At 39.3% G+C, this 16,223-nt stretch carries 17 protein-coding genes; 8 read left to right on the top strand and 9 right to left on the bottom strand.

The window, feature by feature from the left end:
* Positions 1 to 70: 70 nt before the first annotated feature.
* The gene (locus ACZ5L8_RS12600) at positions 71 to 2,353 is read right to left on the bottom strand and encodes a patatin-like phospholipase family protein (RefSeq protein ID WP_464437988.1); all 2,283 of its coding nucleotides are present in this window, start codon (positions 2,351 to 2,353) and stop codon (positions 71 to 73) included.
* Positions 2,325 to 4,124, bottom strand: a complete 1,800-nt coding sequence (uvrC, locus tag ACZ5L8_RS12595; RefSeq protein WP_464437986.1) for an excinuclease ABC subunit UvrC — start codon at positions 4,122 to 4,124, stop codon at positions 2,325 to 2,327. The genes ACZ5L8_RS12600 and uvrC overlap by 29 nt, the downstream gene beginning before the upstream one ends.
* A gap of 160 nt (positions 4,125 to 4,284) precedes the next feature.
* On the opposite strand from uvrC, the gene ACZ5L8_RS12590 reads away from it, so the two are divergent.
* From ACZ5L8_RS12590 to ACZ5L8_RS12565, 6 genes are read left to right on the top strand one after another with little or no spacing between them, the layout of a single operon-like run.
* The gene (locus ACZ5L8_RS12590; RefSeq protein ID WP_464437984.1) at positions 4,285 to 4,734 is read left to right on the top strand and encodes an ATP-dependent zinc protease family protein; all 450 of its coding nucleotides are present in this window, start codon (positions 4,285 to 4,287) and stop codon (positions 4,732 to 4,734) included.
* Complete coding sequence (gene rimK, locus ACZ5L8_RS12585; protein WP_464437983.1) at positions 4,706 to 5,578, top strand: 30S ribosomal protein S6--L-glutamate ligase; 873 nt, start codon at positions 4,706 to 4,708, stop codon at positions 5,576 to 5,578. The genes ACZ5L8_RS12590 and rimK overlap by 29 nt, the downstream gene beginning before the upstream one ends.
* A 2-nt stretch (positions 5,579 to 5,580) precedes the next feature.
* Complete coding sequence (locus ACZ5L8_RS12580; protein WP_464437982.1) at positions 5,581 to 6,585, top strand: succinylglutamate desuccinylase/aspartoacylase family protein; 1,005 nt, start codon at positions 5,581 to 5,583, stop codon at positions 6,583 to 6,585.
* The gene (locus ACZ5L8_RS12575; RefSeq protein WP_464437981.1) at positions 6,560 to 7,120 is read left to right on the top strand and encodes a 5-formyltetrahydrofolate cyclo-ligase; all 561 of its coding nucleotides are present in this window, start codon (positions 6,560 to 6,562) and stop codon (positions 7,118 to 7,120) included. Before ACZ5L8_RS12580 ends, ACZ5L8_RS12575 begins: the two co-directional genes overlap by 26 nt.
* Before the next feature lie 58 nt (positions 7,121 to 7,178).
* Positions 7,179 to 8,315, top strand: a complete 1,137-nt coding sequence (locus tag ACZ5L8_RS12570) for an ATP-binding protein (protein ID WP_464437979.1) — start codon at positions 7,179 to 7,181, stop codon at positions 8,313 to 8,315.
* An 11-nt stretch (positions 8,316 to 8,326) separates the two neighbouring features.
* On the top strand, positions 8,327 to 8,758 hold the full coding sequence (locus tag ACZ5L8_RS12565; protein WP_464437977.1) for a response regulator: 432 nt from the start codon (positions 8,327 to 8,329) through the stop codon (positions 8,756 to 8,758).
* Here the strand turns inward: ACZ5L8_RS12565 and ACZ5L8_RS12560 are convergent.
* From ACZ5L8_RS12560 to ACZ5L8_RS12535, 6 genes are all read right to left on the bottom strand, one after another.
* A complete protein-coding gene (locus tag ACZ5L8_RS12560) occupies positions 8,755 to 9,366 on the bottom strand; it encodes a lipoprotein signal peptidase (RefSeq protein ID WP_464437975.1) in 612 nt (203 codons plus the stop codon). The two genes, ACZ5L8_RS12565 and ACZ5L8_RS12560, sit on opposite strands and share 4 nt — an antisense overlap.
* Before the next feature lie 38 nt (positions 9,367 to 9,404).
* A complete protein-coding gene (locus ACZ5L8_RS12555) occupies positions 9,405 to 10,037 on the bottom strand; it encodes a hypothetical protein (RefSeq protein ID WP_464437973.1) in 633 nt (210 codons plus the stop codon).
* A gap of 75 nt (positions 10,038 to 10,112) precedes the next feature.
* Positions 10,113 to 10,496 (bottom strand): TraR/DksA family transcriptional regulator, encoded by a 384-nt coding sequence (locus ACZ5L8_RS12550; protein WP_462600305.1) that lies wholly within the window; start codon positions 10,494 to 10,496, stop codon positions 10,113 to 10,115.
* A gap of 6 nt (positions 10,497 to 10,502) precedes the next feature.
* Positions 10,503 to 13,922: an isoleucine--tRNA ligase gene (gene ileS / locus ACZ5L8_RS12545; RefSeq protein ID WP_464437972.1), complete on the bottom strand. Its 3,420-nt coding sequence runs from the start codon at positions 13,920 to 13,922 to the stop codon at positions 10,503 to 10,505.
* 206 nt (positions 13,923 to 14,128) lie between these two features.
* Complete coding sequence (locus ACZ5L8_RS12540; RefSeq protein WP_464437971.1) at positions 14,129 to 14,419, bottom strand: type II toxin-antitoxin system RelE/ParE family toxin; 291 nt, start codon at positions 14,417 to 14,419, stop codon at positions 14,129 to 14,131.
* On the bottom strand, positions 14,410 to 14,607 hold the full coding sequence (locus ACZ5L8_RS12535) for a hypothetical protein (RefSeq protein WP_464437970.1): 198 nt from the start codon (positions 14,605 to 14,607) through the stop codon (positions 14,410 to 14,412). Before ACZ5L8_RS12535 ends, ACZ5L8_RS12540 begins: the two co-directional genes overlap by 10 nt.
* Positions 14,608 to 14,773: 166 nt before the next feature.
* Here ACZ5L8_RS12535 and ACZ5L8_RS12530 point away from each other — a divergent pair, with 166 nt between their 5' ends.
* Both ACZ5L8_RS12530 and ACZ5L8_RS12525 read left to right on the top strand, forming a co-directional pair.
* On the top strand, positions 14,774 to 15,292 hold the full coding sequence (locus ACZ5L8_RS12530) for a YfiT family bacillithiol transferase (RefSeq protein WP_464437969.1): 519 nt from the start codon (positions 14,774 to 14,776) through the stop codon (positions 15,290 to 15,292).
* Positions 15,293 to 15,334: 42 nt separating this feature from the next.
* The gene (locus tag ACZ5L8_RS12525; RefSeq protein WP_464437967.1) at positions 15,335 to 15,682 is read left to right on the top strand and encodes a hypothetical protein; all 348 of its coding nucleotides are present in this window, start codon (positions 15,335 to 15,337) and stop codon (positions 15,680 to 15,682) included.
* Positions 15,683 to 15,684: 2 nt separating this feature from the next.
* Here the strand turns inward: ACZ5L8_RS12525 and ACZ5L8_RS12520 are convergent, their stop codons facing one another.
* A complete protein-coding gene (locus ACZ5L8_RS12520) occupies positions 15,685 to 16,146 on the bottom strand; it encodes a CBS domain-containing protein (RefSeq protein WP_462600312.1) in 462 nt (153 codons plus the stop codon).
* Positions 16,147 to 16,223 lie beyond the last annotated feature (77 nt).

Genomic DNA, 16,223 nt, shown 5'->3' with positions numbered 1-16,223 from the left:
CATTCTCATTTTTTTGAGCAATCTCTTACCAAATATCGTAAAATTGAAACGGTTTTAGATCAATATTTTCTTAAAACCAAAATCCTAGGCTGAAATGCCAGTGCGTTTCATCAATTTCTGGAGAATAGGTGACGCGTGTTTGTAGCGGACCAAGAAAAGTCTCCAGACCATAACCTATGTAATAGCCGGTATAATCTGGCGTGCTGAGCCAGTTGCCGGTGCTAAAAAGATCATCCTCAAAATTGGCAATGTTCGCTCCAAAGGTGAGGTGGTTTTTACCATAAAAATTATAGTCAAAATCTAGCGTGGTCATCACATAGGAGTTGGCAATATTACTCACAAAATCATAGCCATAAAACGGGATGAGATTATTCACAGGATTATTACCCCAACCGCCCAGAATAAAGTCTAGCGATTTTGTCTGATTACCGCCTAATTTAAAGCCGCCTTCATTGCTTATAACTGCCGAAAAATCTTTGAGAGGAGAAAAAGCATATTTAAATTTTGCTTTACCTATTGAGAACTCTTCAAAGTCGTTAAAGCGATCGCTAGATAAAAGATAAAGGTGAAAATCTCCATTAAAATAAACACCGCTAGTAGGGAAGTATTTATCATCAAAGGTGTCTAACTCTAATTTTCCGTATGCGCTGAAATAATGGTTGTCTTCAAAAACAAAATCTTTGTCTGCTTCGTCAGATCTCAGCGTTTGGGTTTCAACGGCGAGGTAGTTATGCTCAATACCCAGATCAAGTGAGAATTGCTTTTCAAAAAGGGTTTGCAAGTAAAACTGATTGTTAAACGTAGAATATTCTACATCCACGCTGTTAAGGTTAGAAAGTGAAGTCTCTAGAAGTTGATCTACAAAATCTGCATCTATTCTTTTCTCAAAACTGTTGTAAGAAGATCTAATCCCAAAACCTAGGTAAAAACCGTTATCGCTAAAGTAGTCTATGTTATATCTTATATTATCGCCCACCACAAAATCTACTGAAAGCTCGTCATTGCGAAAAAGCAATCTCTTTTTTGTGAAGTTCACTAGAGCAGCACTTTTATAAAGATCATCATAATGCAGCGCAGCACTTATAGAAGTTGTGCTTTTACTTTCTCTTACATTTAGTCCTAGGTGATATGAGTCGTCATCATATTCTTCTAAGCTATAATTAATGCGTTTAAAATTTCCTGTGGCGCTTAGGTTGTTTATTCCCTGATAAAGTTTGTCGTAAGTTGTAGTTGTGGGAGTTCTTAATTTAAGTTTTCCTAAGATGTATGATCTGGTGTAATATTCGTTACCATTAGTTGCGATAGATTTTAAGGTGATGCTATCCTTTGATGCGATCTTTAATTTAGGCTTCTTGTAAAAGGCATATTGGCTTTGAGCTACTTTTTCTAGTGCAGCTTTGCACAATTGGGCTTTCTTTTCGCCACAAGCGATAATATCATTTCCTTTTTCAAAATCTACGACCGAGTAATCGTCAATATCTGGCCTGATGTAAATGTCTGTGAGTTTGATCTTTTCTTTCATCGCCTCAATGGTGCGATAATTATTTACCTGCACAAGAATTTCGGGCGCGCTGCCTAGCTCTTCGCGTGTTTTAAGATCATCTTGAACATCTACACCTATGATGAAATTCGCACCGCGTTTTCTCAATTCTTCCACCGGGTAATTATCAAGCACACCGCCATCTATAAGTAAACGGCCATCCATATCAATAGGACTAAATAACGATGGCAAAGCGCCACTGGCTGTGATCGCTTCAGGTAGAGCGCCGCTGTCTAAAACTATCGCCTGACCTTTTACCACATCTGTTGCGATACAAAAAAATGGTACTGGAAGTTTACTGAAGTCTCTCGTATCCTTCACATGCATGGTGAGTTTTGCTAGCAAATTATACATGTTCTGACCCTTTGACAAAGCAGAAGGAATTGATACTTTAAAATTATCAAACGGAAGCGTTATCGCATAACGCTCAGAATTCTTCTTCTCATTAAAGCTTTTAGAACTTCGCGGTAGTTGATCTTGAATCAATTTTTGGAAGTCGATCGCATGAAAAATAGAATCAAGCTGAGAAGCTGTGTAGCCAGAAGCATAAAGGCCACCCACGATCGCGCCCATGCTTGTACCGCCTATGTAATCTATCTCGATTCCGGCTTTTTCAATCTCTTTTAAAACACCAATGTGTGCCAGACCTTTTGCCCCACCACCGCTTAAAACCAGACCAATTTTAAGGTCGTCACCCTTTGGGATATTGCTAAGATCTATGTCAATAATATCCTGAGCTTTTACGCTTAAAGCGAAAAGAACAAAAACGAGAGCTATGTGTTTTTTAAGTGTCACTTTTATGGTAATGGTCATGTATGATCCTTGCGCGCGATGGGCCGACAATTTCAGAAAGACTTTCTAAAGAGGCTTCTTTGATGCGTTTTACAGATCTAAATTGTTTTAATAATTCTACTACCGTTTTTTCTCCTATTCCTGAGATTTCTTCAAGTTCTGTATTTAATGCAGAACTGCTGCGTTTATTTCTATGAAATGTGATCCCAAAACGGTGGGCTTCATTCCTTAGTTGCTGAATGATCTTTAAACTTTCACTTTTTTTATCTAAATATAACGGAATACTGTCTCCCGGATAAAAAATCTCTTCCAGACGCTTTGCAATGCCTATGATGGCGACCTTTCCGCGTAAGCCTAATCGCTCAAGAGCTTTTACTCCAGAAGAGAGCTGACCTTTACCACCATCTACGATAATAAGCTGTGGAAGATCTTCGCCTTCATTAAGTAAACGCCTGTATCTGCGGTGAACTACCTCTTCCATAGACGCAAAATCATTGGGCCCTGTGACAGTCTTGATATTAAATTTACGATAATCCTTCTTGCTGGGTTTGCCGTTTTTAAAGACAACACAAGCCGCAACAGGATTTGTACCTTGAATGTTTGAGTTGTCAAAACATTCTATGTGGCGCGGTTCTTCGCTAAGACGTAGATCTGCCTTCATCTGCGCCATGATACGGTTTGTATGGCGGTCTGGGTCTACGATCTTTACTTGCTTAAAGCGCTCCATCCTGAAGTACTTTGCATTGCGCTCACTTAGTTCTACAATGCGTTTTTTGTCGCCCAGCTTAGGTACGGTAACTCTAATTTCTTCGCCTATGTCAACCTCAAACGGCACATAGATCTCAGGAGATTGTGAAGTAAATCGCTGCCTGATCTCAATGATCCCGATCTCAAGTAATTCTTTGTCGCTCTCGTCTAATTTTTTCTTGAGTTCTAATGTGTGCGAACGAATGATCGCCCCGTGCGAAAGTTGGAGGAAATTTACATATCCATAGCCTTCATCACTTACAATACTAAAGACGTCAACATTGTTGATCTTAGGATTTACAACAGTACTTTTTGACTGGTAATTCTCAAGGATCTCAACTTTATCTTTAATGCGTTGTGCGTCTTCAAACTCTAGATTTTCGGCGTGTTCTTTCATCTTTTGTTTAAAACGCACGAGAGAATCTTTGAAGTTTCCTTTTACTATTTCGCGTATAGCGTCAATGTTCTCATGATACGTTTCTGCAGAGATCAGATCTTCGCACGGGCCTAAACAGTTGCCTAGATGATATTCTAAACAAACTTTGTATTTGCCGTTCTCGATTTTCTCAGCCGAAAGGTCATAATTACACGTGCGCAGAGGATACAGGCTTTTTATAAGATCTAGCAACGTGTGCACGGTTTTCATGCTGGTGAACGGCCCATAATATTCGCTGCCGTCTTTAATAAGCCTGCGCGTAGGAAAAACTCTAGGGAAGCGTTCATTCTTAATGCAGATCCAAGGATAACTCTTGTCATCCTTAAGCATCACATTATAGCGCGGCTGATATTTTTTTATCAAGTTGTTCTCTAGTAAGAGCGCATCTGTCTCACTATTTACAACAATGTGGCGTATCTCTTTGATCTTTTTGACAAGCAAGTGCGTGCGCGCATTGTCATGATGCTTTGTGAAATAGGATGAAACGCGTTTTTTTAGATTTTTTGCTTTACCTACATAAAGCAATTTCCCGTTCTTATCATAATATTGATAAACACCAGGACTATTGGGAAGAGTTTGTAATTGTACGCTAATTTCAGGAAGCTTCATCGCTCAAATTTACCCAGAATTGTGCGTATCTAAAATGGCTTTTTAAATACTTTAATAGATATTTTTTAACTTTTAAAAAGTAATGCGCCGTTAAGCATTTTAAGCATACTTTAGCGCCCGTTTTAACAAAGGCTAGTGGCTTTTTATTAAATTGCATATTGTGGAAAAAAAGATAATAGGCAGGACAGACAAAGTAGACTTCCCAAAATTGGGTTTTGAAGACATTGATGTCAAGATCGATACAGGTGCTTACACCTCGTCTATACACTGTGCGCACATTAGAGAAGAAGATGATGAGTTGCACTGTACTTTTTTAGATCCACAACACCCCAATTATAACGGCAAACCCATGGTCTTTAAAGATTATGATATCACTGCCGTGAAAAGTAGCAATGGAGAAGTGCAGTATCGCTATGTTGTGCAAAGCAACATTCGTATTTTTGGTAAGATCTTTAAGATCACCCTTACCTTAAGTTCTAGAGAAGATATGCGTTTTCCGGTTTTGCTGGGGCGAAAATTTCTCACAAAAAAACTTATCGTAGACACAGAACTCACAGATGTTTCCTACAACCTTAAGCTAAATGAAAATAAAGATATTATCCAGAAATAGCCATCTATATTCAACCGCAAGACTTATAGAAGCGGCTAAAAAAAGGAAACATGACGTAGAAGTAATAGATCCATTAAAGTGTGATCTTATTATAGAAAAACGTAAACCCACCATTTATTATAAAGGTCGTTACCTTAACGATACAGATGCTATCATTCCTAGAATTGGAGCTTCAATTACCTATTACGGTACAGCAGTTGTGCGTCAATTTGAGATGATGGGGTGTTTTACAACAACCGAGTCTCAAGCGCTTGTAAGAAGCCGAGATAAACTAAGAAGTCTGCAGATCCTATCCAGAGCACGTTTGGGTTTACCCAAAACAGTTTTTACAAACTACTCGCGTGATGTTTCTGAGATCATTGATCACGTAGGCGGTGCACCATTGATCATAAAATTGTTAGAGGGAACACAGGGATTAGGCGTTGTACTTGCCGAAACTAAGAACGCTGCCGAAAGTGTGATAGAAGCCTTTAATGGTTTGCAAGCTCGTGTGATCGTTCAAGAATTTATTAAAGAAGCAAAAGGTGCAGATATTCGCGCATTTATAGTTGATGGTCAAGTTGTGGGAGCGATGAAGCGTCAAGGTAAAGAAGGAGAATTTAGAAGTAACCTTCACCGCGGCGGTTCTGCAAGTATCATTCAGCTTACTGATGAAGAAGAAAATGCAGCGATCAAAGCAGCAAAAGCGATGGGCTTAGGAGTTGCTGGTGTTGATATGCTACAAAGTGACCGCGGACCGTTAATTCTTGAGGTGAACTCATCGCCAGGTCTTGAAGGGATCGAGGCAGCAACAGGCAAGGATATCGCAAAAAGCATCATCCGTTATATTGAAAGAGGAATCTAATCATGTCTTGGATAGACGATAATAATATCCTTCATATTCTAGGAGAGAAAATTCCGCCAGGAGGTAAGCGCACCATAAATTTCAATATGGCGCGTCTTTATACTACCACTTCCGTGGAAGTGCCTATCGTCATAAACCGATCAAAAAAACCAGGTCCTTGCATACTTTTTACAGCAGGAATTCACGGCGATGAGATTGGCGGCGTAGAGATCGTACGTCAAATAATCGCAAAAAAGATCAATAAGCCAGCCCGCGGAACTATTATTTGTATCCCAGTGCTTAATATTTTTGGCTTCTTGAATATGACACGAGAATTTCCTGATGGGCGCGATCTTAATCGTGTTTTTCCAGGATCAAAGCATGGTTCTTTAGCAAGTAGATTTGCCTATCAATTTGTAGATAAGATCTTGCCAGCTGCAGATTTTTGTATAGACTTTCATACTGGCGGCGGTAGTAGATACAATGTTTCGCAAATAAGAGTAGAAAATGGTGATGACGAACTGTATAAATACGCTGCGATCTTTAGCGCGCCGTTTATATTGTATTCTAGAAACATCCCAAAATCCTATCGATCTACCTGCGCAAAAATGGGTAAACCTATTCTCCTTTTTGAAGGTGGAATGTCTAAAGTGAGTGATAAAGAGATTGCAAGAGAAGGCGTGCAAGGCGCCATGCGAATTTTAGATCATTTTAACATGCTTAACAAAGAGTATGATGTACCAGCTTCACGCGAAAAAATGGTGCTTGTGCATGACAGTAGATGGATACGAGCAAAATACAGTGGCTTATTGCATCTGCGTAGTTCTTGCGGAGATTATGTGGAGAAAAATCAGGTCATAGCAAGAATTACAGATCCTTATGGTAGCTTTAGTCACAAGGTAAAAGCGCCGCACGATGGTTATATCATCAATGCAAATGAGGCCTCTTTGGTCTATCAAGGCGATGCGATTTTTCATATTTCAATAAGTGATGACCTTACTGATGACAAAGGCACAATTACGAGCTAAATATAAAGGTCTTCGGGATAGCCTTTCGGCGAAAGCCATAGAAGAACAAAGCATCGCGATCGCAAATAATGCGCTTAAGCTTGACATCTGGAATCACGAAAATTACCACATATTCTTACCTATTGAAGGAAAAAAGGAAGTGAATACAGAGTTTCTCTTAAGTGTTTTAAACGGTAAGGATAAAAACGTTATTTTGCCAAAGAGTGATTTTGAGCAAAACACGATGACGCATCACTTGCTTTCTGATAATACCAGACTTAAAGTGAATGCCTGGGGAATTCCTGAACCGCAAAATGGTTTAACGGTTGATCCTAAGCAAATTGATGTGGTTTTTATTCCTTTACTGGCTTATGATAAAACCGGTGGCAGGTTGGGTTATGGCAAAGGTTTTTATGATAGATTTTTGAGCGATTGTAAGGTTGAGGTGCTTAAAATAGGACTAAGTTTTTTTGAGCCAGAAGAAAAATTGCCTGCTGATAGTCATGATATTCCGCTAACCCATTGTATCACAGCTGCTGAAATTTATAAGTTTTGAGCGCATAAAGTATATATTTATTATCTTCGTTGTCCCCATTTAAGAACCTATATGTAGTATGACCACTCAAAAACGAGGTCGATTACTCTCGATATTCGGTAATTCTCAAGAACCTCAAACTGACAATAAGCAGGAAAAATTCTTTTATGAGCAGCTAGCCATGATGGCGGGTGCAGGCGGTTTTGTTATAAACTTTGAAGAGAAATCTACCTATTACGATCGTCAGCTAAGAAATATTATTGAAGTTCCTAGTAGTTATAGACCTTCTTTTAAACACACATTGCACTTCTTTGATATGGATTCTCACGAGACCATTATTGAAGATTTTGAGAAACTTAAAAAAGGAGTTTCTTATCAGCATGATGTGAAGATGGTTACTTATAAAAATCGCACCTTCTGGGCGAGGATCGTTGCAAAACCTATGCTTGACAAAAAAGGCAATGTAAGCGGTTTGCGCGGTGTGATCATGGATGTAGATGATTTGCGTAAAAAAGAAAAAGCGTTAGAGAAGTCTAATTCTGTCATTGAGTCTAACAATAACCGACTTTTTAAATTTGCCAATTACGTTTCTCAGGATCTTAAATCGCAGGTTAATAATCTAGAGCTTACTTCACAATTAGTTGATGAGCGCAGACTTGTAGATGATCACAAAGATCTTTTTAAGAATTATGAGCAAATCGCTGCAGGTTTAGGACGCACGGTGAGACAGCTTAATGAGGTGGTTTCTATACAAAACAGAGCTAATGAGAAGCGAGAAGCCGTGATCTTAGAAGAGCTTCTTGAAGAATGTGTTGGCGAATTACAACATCTTATCAATAAAGAAGAGGCGTATGTATATTCAGATTTTTCTGAGGTGCCTTCTGTAGAGTATATTGAAGATTTTCTACATAACATATTCTACACGCTTATCAAAAACGGTATTCTAAGCAAGAACGCAGGTAGAAAACCAGAGATCAAAGCATACAGCATTAATGAAGATGGTAAGGACAAAATTATCATAGAAGATAACGGCGGCGGCATGGATCTTCAGAATGATAGTGACAGGATCTTCCACATGACAAAGTCTGTAGAAAACGACGGTTATAACCAGTCGGTTGGGTTATTTATTGTAAAAAATCAAGTTGAAGCTCTAGGTGGATCAATAGCAGTTGTGAGCAAACTAGGGTATGGTACAAAGTTTATAATCACGGTTTAAACTCTTGGGTTATGGAAAAAGCTACTTCAAAAAAAGTTAAACAGATCTGCTTAATTGACGACGATCCTATTTTTACTAAAATGCTGCAAAGGCTAATTACTTTGCACGATTTTTCGTCAGATTTTATATCATTTAACAACGGTAAAAAAGCGATGGACTTTTATCTGGAAGCACAAGCAGAAGCTCCAGATATGATCTTGTTAGATCTTAATATGCCGGTGATGGATGGATGGCAATTTCTTGATGCGCTTACCGCGAAAAACATTCACAAACTGTCTAAGACGCCTATCTATGTTGTTACCTCTTCAGTACATTCAGTAGATGTTGAGAGAGCTGCAGCGATCAATAGAGTGAAAGAATATGTAGTAAAGCCTATTACCTTAGAAAACTTGGTTAAGCTACTTCAAACTACATTTCTAGATAACGGTAAGAATATAGCTTAAGCAGTCTCAGTACTTTCTTTAGACTCGATAGCTTCTGTGGGTTCATCTTTGGCGAAAGCCTTCTTATTAAAAACAAGAAGTAAACCTACTCCCACGCTGATCGCTGTATCTGCAATATTAAAAACGGCATTGAAAAATGTAAACTTCTCACCCTCATAAATAGGGAAGTAAAGCATGTCTACCACCTTGCCGTGAAACCACGTGCCATAACCACCTTCTTCAGGAAACATTGTCGCAACCTGACCTTCGCTACCGTTAAAGATCACACCATAAAAAATAGAATCTATAATGTTGCCAAAGGCACCAGCAAAGATCAAAGAAATAGCAACGATAAGGATTTTTGGGCTGTTTTTTCTAACGCTATCATAAAGCCAATACCCAATTATAGGAAGAATACAAATTCTAAAAACAGTAAGAATGATCTTGCCGTAATCTCCAGGAATTTTAGTTCCCCAGGCCATTCCTTCGTTTTCTACAAAGAGTATTTTAAACCAACTAAAGACTTCTACATCTTCGCCAAGAATAAAATTTGTTTTGATATATATTTTACTGATCTGATCGATCAATAGGATAAGAACGATAATACCTATTGCCTTCTTTAACGACATCGCAAGTTTTTAAAAACAGAATGGCAAAAATAACTAAATTATTTAGACCGTATTACTTTAATATCGCCATCAATAGACCTCAGTTTCAAAGTGGCAGTAGTAGTGGTCGTTTCTGCAATATCTAGTTTGCCGTTTCTCGTGCTGGCTTCAATAGCTTGATCAAAAATATGAGCGATAATATTACCGCGCTCAGTATTTACAATACCGCTTCCGCGGAAGGTTTTTAAAAAGCAATTACCGCTCGAAAGATTAAAGTTCACATAGTTATAATTACCACTCGCTGTCACCGAAGCCAGGGCTGAGGCAACTTCGATATTAAGATTTTCGGGGATGGTAAGATGTAGGATAATTGAGAGTACTTTATGCGCAGCGAGCTTATCATCTATCTTTTTAAATGAAGGTGATCTAGCTGTATGAATTTCTAGGATTCCGTTTTTAATTTCTGTTTGGATCAGTAAAGTGTCAAAGGTTTCACCTTCTACTTCCGTATGGATCTTTATATCATCAGCTGTTCTTTCAGTTTCAATTTTAATGTCAAAAACAAGGTCTGTATCGATAAATATCCCTTCTATCCCAGATGCAGGAATTTGCTTCTCCAGAGTTTTTTGGCTTAAAGCCAAATGACTCCAAAGACAAATCATAACAACGCTTACAATTCTTAAAATCTGCATATTATTTATAAAACAAAAAACGCTCCAGGACATGCCCGAAGCGTTAAATATAATTTTAAAGTAATGGTGTTCTGCTTATTTCTGCATGTTTTTTGCCTCGATGCTCAATGTAGCGTGAGGTACAAGTTTTAGCCTTTCTTTATTGATAAGCTTACCTGTAACACGGCAAATACCATAGGTTTTGTTCTGTATTCTTACTAGAGCGTTCTTAAGGTCTCTAATAAATTTTTCTTGACGTATGGCTAGTGCAGAGTTTGCTTCTTTGCTCATCGTTTCGCTACCTTCTTCAAAGGCTTTAAACGTAGGCGAAGTGTCATCAGTACCATTATTACCGTTATTCATATAAGCACTTTTAATAAGATCTAGATCAGACTGAGCCTTATCGATCTTTGCTTGAATAAGTGCGCGGAATTCTTCTAATTCTGCGTCGCTGTACCTTTCTTTAGTGTCTGTAGCCATAATACATCAATGTTTAGTGATAGAAAGCCTTGTCTCTACATCGTCAAAGGCAATTTCTATGCCATTATCAACAGTTTCTGCAAGGTCAAGGGTTGCAGTAAGTGTTTCACTCTTAATATACTCAAGATTGCTATTAACGGCATCCTCGACCTTGCCGTCTTTTTGTATCGCAACATTAATCTTGTCAGTCACTTCAAAACCAGAATCCTTACGTAGGTTTTGAATACGATTCACTAATTCTCTGGCTATACCTTCAGATTTTAGCTCATCAGTAAGAGTAACATCAAGGGCAACCGTTAAACCAGCATTGCTTGCAACAAGCCATCCCTCAATATCTTGTGAAGATATTTCTACATCTTCAAGGCCCAAAATAACGCTTTTTCCATTAATGTCAAGCGTGTAAGCGCCCTCTTTTTCAAGGGTTTTTATATCACTTGCTTCAAAGGTATTTATGGCACTGGCTATCAGCTTCATATCTTTGCCAAAACGTGGGCCTAATGCTTTAAAATTAGGTTTTATCGTCTTAACTAAAATCCCTGAAGCATCGTCAATTAGCTCAATTTCTTTCACATTAACCTCAGATTTGATCAAATCCTGCACGGCAAGAATCTCTTTTCCTTGCTCTTCGTCAAGAATAGGGATCATAATGCGTTGCAACGGTTGACGCACCTTTATTTTTTCTTTCGCTCTAAGCGAAAGGGTTAAAGACGCAATTTCCTGAGCTTTCTGCATCTTGCTTTCTAGCTTGGTGTCAATAAACTTAGGATCACTCACTGGGAAATCTGCAATATGAACACTTTCAGCCGAATCTTTTTGCACAAGACCGTTAAGATCGCGGTACAAACGCTCTGCAAAAAATGGAGCTACGGGCGCCATTAATTTGGCTACAGCCAGAAGACAGTCAAACAATGTTTGATATGCTGAAAGTTTATCTGGGCCATACTCGCCCTTCCAGTAACGTCTTCTGCTCAAGCGAACAAACCAGTTACTCAAATTCTCTTGCACAAAGTCTGAAATCGCGCGTGTCGCCTTTGTAGGCTCATAATCTGCGTAGAATTCATCAACCTTGCTGATAAGCGTATGCAGTTCTGAAAGTATCCAGCGATCGATCTCGGGGCGATTTTCATAAGGAACTTCAGCCTCGCTATAATTAAATCCGTCTAGGTTTGCATACAAGGCAAAGAACGAATAGGTGTTGTACAACGTACCGAAGAACTTGCGCTGCACCTCTGTGATACCGTCAAGGTCAAACTTGAGGTTATCCCATGGGTTTGCATTGCTTATCATGTACCAGCGAGTCGCATCTGGACCAAAGGTATTAAGCGTTGTAAATGGATCTACAGCATTGCCAAGACGCTTAGACATTTTCTGCCCGTTCTTGTCAAGCACAAGTCCGTTAGAAACCACGTTTTTATACGCAACATCGTCAAAAGTCATGGTTGCGATAGCGTGCAGCGTGTAGAACCAACCGCGCGTTTGGTCAACGCCCTCCGCGATAAAGTCGGCTTTGCGCCAGGTTTTTTCAACCATTTCTTTATTCTCAAACGGGTAGTGCCACTGTGCATACGGCATGCTTCCGCTATCAAACCAAACGTCAATAAGATCAGCTTCGCGTTTCATAGGTTTGCCTTGCGGCGAAACCAACACAACTTGATCCACCACGTTTTTATGAAGGTCGATCTTGTCATAGTTCTCATCGCTAAAATCACCAGCTACAAAACCTTCAAATGGACTTTTGTCCATAAATCCGGCCTCGATGGATTTTGCGATCTCTGCTTGCAGCTCTTCAACCGAACCGATGATAATTTCTTCTTTGCGATCTTCTGTTCTCCAGATAGGCAACGGAATTCCCCAATAGCGCGAACGCGAAAGGTTCCAGTCGTTTGCATTGGCAAGCCAGTTGCCAAAACGGCCTTCTCCGGTTGCTTTTGGTTTCCAGTTGATGCCTTGGTTAAGTTCATGCATGCGGTCACGCACGTCAGTCACTTTGATAAACCAAGAATCCAATGGATAATACAAAATAGGTTTATCTGTTCTCCAGCAATTAGGGTAGCTGTGAACGTATTTCTCAACCTTAAAGGCTTTGTTTTCTATTTTTAATTTGATTGCGATCTCAACGTCTATTGACTTTTCAGGAGCTTCGCCATCATCGTAATATTCATTCTTAACGTATTTGCCTCCAAATTCCTTAAGCTCTGGTCTAAATTTACCTTGCAGGTCCACCAGCGGAACAAGATTATCGTTCTCATCTTTTACCAGCATCGGCGGAATTTCAGGCGTAGCCTGTTTCGCTACAAGCGCATCATCTGCACCAAAGGTAGGCGCGGTGTGCACGATACCTGTACCATCTTCAGTGGTTACAAAATCTCCAGAAATGATTCTAAAAGCATTCTCAGGATTGTCGTGCGGCTGCACATAATCTATCAATTGCTCATAACGCAAACCTACCAGTTCGCTACCCTTGCATTCTGCTAGGATCTCGTATGGGATTTTTTTGTCGTTTTCGCTGTAGCTTTCAAAAGCGGTTTCATCTTCAGCAACAAAATATTTCTTGCCAAATTGCTTCGCAACAAGCGGCTTTGCGATAACAACCTTGATAGGTTCAAAGGTATATTGATTAAACGTGCGAATCAGCACATAATCAATTTTGTTCCCCACGGTAAGCGCCGTGTTAGAAGGCAGCGTCCATGGTGTGGTCGTCCAGGCTAGGAAATATACATCGCCTGCGCCTTTATGGCTTTCGCCGAAAGGTGAACTCTTAAACGCGTCATTCTCCACAGCCTTAAACTGTGCTGTCACTGTGGAGTCAGTCACATCTTGATATGTTCCTGGTTGGTTCAACTCGTGTGAACTCAGGCCAGTTCCCGCTTTAGGAGAATACGGCTGAATGGTGTAACCCTTGTAGATCAGGTCTTGCTTGTAGATATTCTTAAGCAACCACCATACAGTTTCCATGTATTTTGGCTTGTAAGTGATGTAAGGATCTTCCATATCCACCCAATATCCCATTTGCTCTGTGAGGTTGTTCCACACATCAGTGTAGCGCATCACGGCATTACGACAAGCTTCGTTATATTCTTCAACGGTAATTTTCTTACCGATGTCTTCTTTTGTGATACCAAGTTCTTTCTCAACACCCAGTTCTACGGGTAGTCCGTGCGTATCCCAACCCGCTTTACGCTTAACCTGAAACCCTTTTTGCGTTTGAAAACGACAAAAAATATCCTTGATGGCACGTGCCATAACGTGGTGAATTCCCGGCATTCCATTTGCAGATGGCGGGCCTTCAAAAAAGATATATGGGTCCTTGCCCTCACGGCTCGAAATACTTTTTTCAAAGATTTCATTTTCTTTCCAGTAAGACAGGATTTCTTGTGCTACGTTTGGCAGGTCAAGCCCTTTGTATTCAGGGAACTTTGCGCTCATGGTATGCTTTTTTAATAAGAGGTGCGAAATTAAGCATTTTTGAGCAGAAAAACGCTCTTAAAATCTGCAGGGATTAAAGCAGGCGACTTCCCTGTTTTTGAAGTACTTTTATTTACATAACGCTTTCGCGGAAAGGACTCGTAAACTTGAAAATTTTTTATTTAAACTGATGAGTTTTGGCGAAAGCCAAACCTTAGCGATAAATTTTAAAGTGGCCGTTGTTTAGTTCCTCTAAAATTGATTATCTCAATTTGCTTATTGTCGAGATTTAAGCGGTAGATAATGTAGTTATTCTTATCTACAAAACCTTTGTGGAGATTTGAAAAATGCTGCGTAGTAGGACAGATTTCGGGGTGTTTGCTTATATGCTTTAGAAGTTCTTTGAGGTTGTGTTCAAGATTTAAAATTTCATTGATAGTCCATTCTTCCTCAAGGTAGTTTAAGACATTTTGTAGTCCTTGGTTTGCTTGAGGAGTCCAGACAATCTTTAATGCCATTTTTCAAAATGATTCATGATGGTTTCATTGTCTATAAGCTCACTTTCGTTTGCTTGTTCAAGACCTTTTTTAACTTCCTGTTGCTCTTCTTGTGACATCTCGTCAAACCAGTCTGTATGCTCTTCTTCAAAAACTTTTTTAAGCTTGTTCAAGACACTCTTTTTCTCAGTTTTGAGTAAAAGATTCATCAGCTCTAATTTTGTGGCTTCTATGTTCATCACCAATTTTTTAACACTAACAAAGATAGCTTTTTCTTGGTAATTTATTATTGATCCGGTGCGTGTTGTTTTATAAATGAAGAGTAGCTTTTGTTATAAAAATCAATAAATTGGCTTTTGCGAAAAGGACTAAAACATGGAACATTTAAAATATCCCATCGGTAAATTCACCGCGCCAGAAATGATCACTCCAGCCGATATAAAAGCCTGGACAGAAACTATAAAAACCTTTCCAGAAAAAGTTAGGGCAAAGGTTGAAAATTTGGCGGAAGCCGATTTACAAAAAACCTATCGCCCCGGTGGGTGGACGTTGCGCCAACTCGTGCATCACTGCGCAGATAGTCACATGAATGCGTTTATACGGTTTAAACTTGCGCTCACTGAAGATACGCCGGTGATCAAACCGTATGACGAAGCAAGCTGGGCAGAAATGCTAGATTATCTAGAAATGCCTATTGAAACTTCCCTGAAAATTCTTGAAGGTTTGCATGCGCGCTGGGCATTTTTATTAGAGAATTTGACGGAAGATCAATTTCAAAAGCAGTACACGCACCCTGAACATGGTAAGAGTTTTACATTAGCTTTTACTGTGGGCATGTATTCTTGGCATTGTAACCACCATTTAGCACATATGGATCTTGCTATTGAGAATTAATAAATTGATTTTTATTATTTTAGACAAAAGTCAAAATAAAAAATGAACAAGGCTTGTCCAGAATGTGGAGAGAAGATCATAGGTCGTGCCGACAAGAAATTCTGCAGTGACTCTTGTCGTAATTCGCATAATAATCGCAACAATCGTGATAGCAAAAATCTCATGCGCAACATCAATAATAAGTTGCGTAAGAATTACCGTGTTCTTGAGGCGTTGAACCCAGAGGATAAGACAAAAGTTCCGCTTGCAAAACTAGCAGATGCTGGTTTTGACTTTAATTACTTCACAAGCATTTATACCACAAAAAAAGGAACGATCTATTATTTTGTGTATGATCAGGGTTATTTGCCGTTAGAAGGTGATTTTTATGCGCTTGTAAAAAGAAAATAGACTTACTTCCAGGTTTGCCCTTTGAGATTCAATGCGGCTTTTAGCACATCTTTTTGACTTATTTGTCCTATTAATTTCCCGTTTTCTACGATTGGGAAACGACGGTGCTTTTTCTCGATAAATAGTTTTGCCGCGTCAAAAACATTCATTTCGCCATCAATTGTATCTACATGGCAATTCATGTTTTTTTCTACCGTAGCTTCATTCATGGGCATATTGTAGTAGCGGCTATCGCTAATTTGTTTCATACAATCGCCCTCACTAATGATGCCTAGCAATTCGTTGTTTTCATTAACCACAGGACCTCCTGAGATACGATGTTTTATAAGTTGTTCCATAACCTCAAAGACGTGTTGATCTGGCCTGAAGGTGATCAACTTGCGAGACATATAATCTGAAACTCTAATGTTTGTGGGCGCTTCCACAACGGTGGATCGCTTTCCCATAAAGCTTTTAATACCCATATACTTGATTTTTTGGCTCCTATAAGTTAACATAATTTTCCGAAAACGTTTGAAGTTCTCCCAGAATTTAACGTAAA

It is taken from the genome of Leeuwenhoekiella obamensis (assembly GCF_055391795.1).
This window is presented reverse-complemented; position numbering and strand designations above follow the sequence as displayed.

Coding starts and splice junctions, on each gene's coding strand:
- ACZ5L8_RS12520 (WP_462600312.1), bottom strand. CDS start 16,146: ATGGGTATTAAAAGCTTTATGGGAAAGCGATCCACCGTTGTGGAAGCG.
- ACZ5L8_RS12540 (WP_464437971.1), bottom strand. CDS start 14,419: ATGGCATTAAAGATTGTCTGGACTCCTCAAGCAAACCAAGGACTACAA.
- ileS (WP_464437972.1), bottom strand. CDS start 13,922: ATGAGCGCAAAGTTCCCTGAATACAAAGGGCTTGACCTGCCAAACGTA.
- ACZ5L8_RS12560 (WP_464437975.1), bottom strand. CDS start 9,366: ATGTCGTTAAAGAAGGCAATAGGTATTATCGTTCTTATCCTATTGATC.
- ACZ5L8_RS12600 (WP_464437988.1), bottom strand. CDS start 2,353: ATGACCATTACCATAAAAGTGACACTTAAAAAACACATAGCTCTCGTT.
- ACZ5L8_RS12530 (WP_464437969.1), top strand. CDS start 14,774: ATGGAACATTTAAAATATCCCATCGGTAAATTCACCGCGCCAGAAATG.
- ACZ5L8_RS12550 (WP_462600305.1), bottom strand. CDS start 10,496: ATGGCTACAGACACTAAAGAAAGGTACAGCGACGCAGAATTAGAAGAA.
- ACZ5L8_RS12535 (WP_464437970.1), bottom strand. CDS start 14,607: ATGAATCTTTTACTCAAAACTGAGAAAAAGAGTGTCTTGAACAAGCTT.
- ACZ5L8_RS12565 (WP_464437977.1), top strand. CDS start 8,327: ATGGAAAAAGCTACTTCAAAAAAAGTTAAACAGATCTGCTTAATTGAC.
- uvrC (WP_464437986.1), bottom strand. CDS start 4,124: ATGAAGCTTCCTGAAATTAGCGTACAATTACAAACTCTTCCCAATAGT.
- ACZ5L8_RS12525 (WP_464437967.1), top strand. CDS start 15,335: ATGAACAAGGCTTGTCCAGAATGTGGAGAGAAGATCATAGGTCGTGCC.
- ACZ5L8_RS12575 (WP_464437981.1), top strand. CDS start 6,560: ATGACAAAGGCACAATTACGAGCTAAATATAAAGGTCTTCGGGATAGC.
- ACZ5L8_RS12580 (WP_464437982.1), top strand. CDS start 5,581: ATGTCTTGGATAGACGATAATAATATCCTTCATATTCTAGGAGAGAAA.
- ACZ5L8_RS12570 (WP_464437979.1), top strand. CDS start 7,179: ATGACCACTCAAAAACGAGGTCGATTACTCTCGATATTCGGTAATTCT.
- ACZ5L8_RS12555 (WP_464437973.1), bottom strand. CDS start 10,037: ATGCAGATTTTAAGAATTGTAAGCGTTGTTATGATTTGTCTTTGGAGT.
- rimK (WP_464437983.1), top strand. CDS start 4,706: ATGAAAATAAAGATATTATCCAGAAATAGCCATCTATATTCAACCGCA.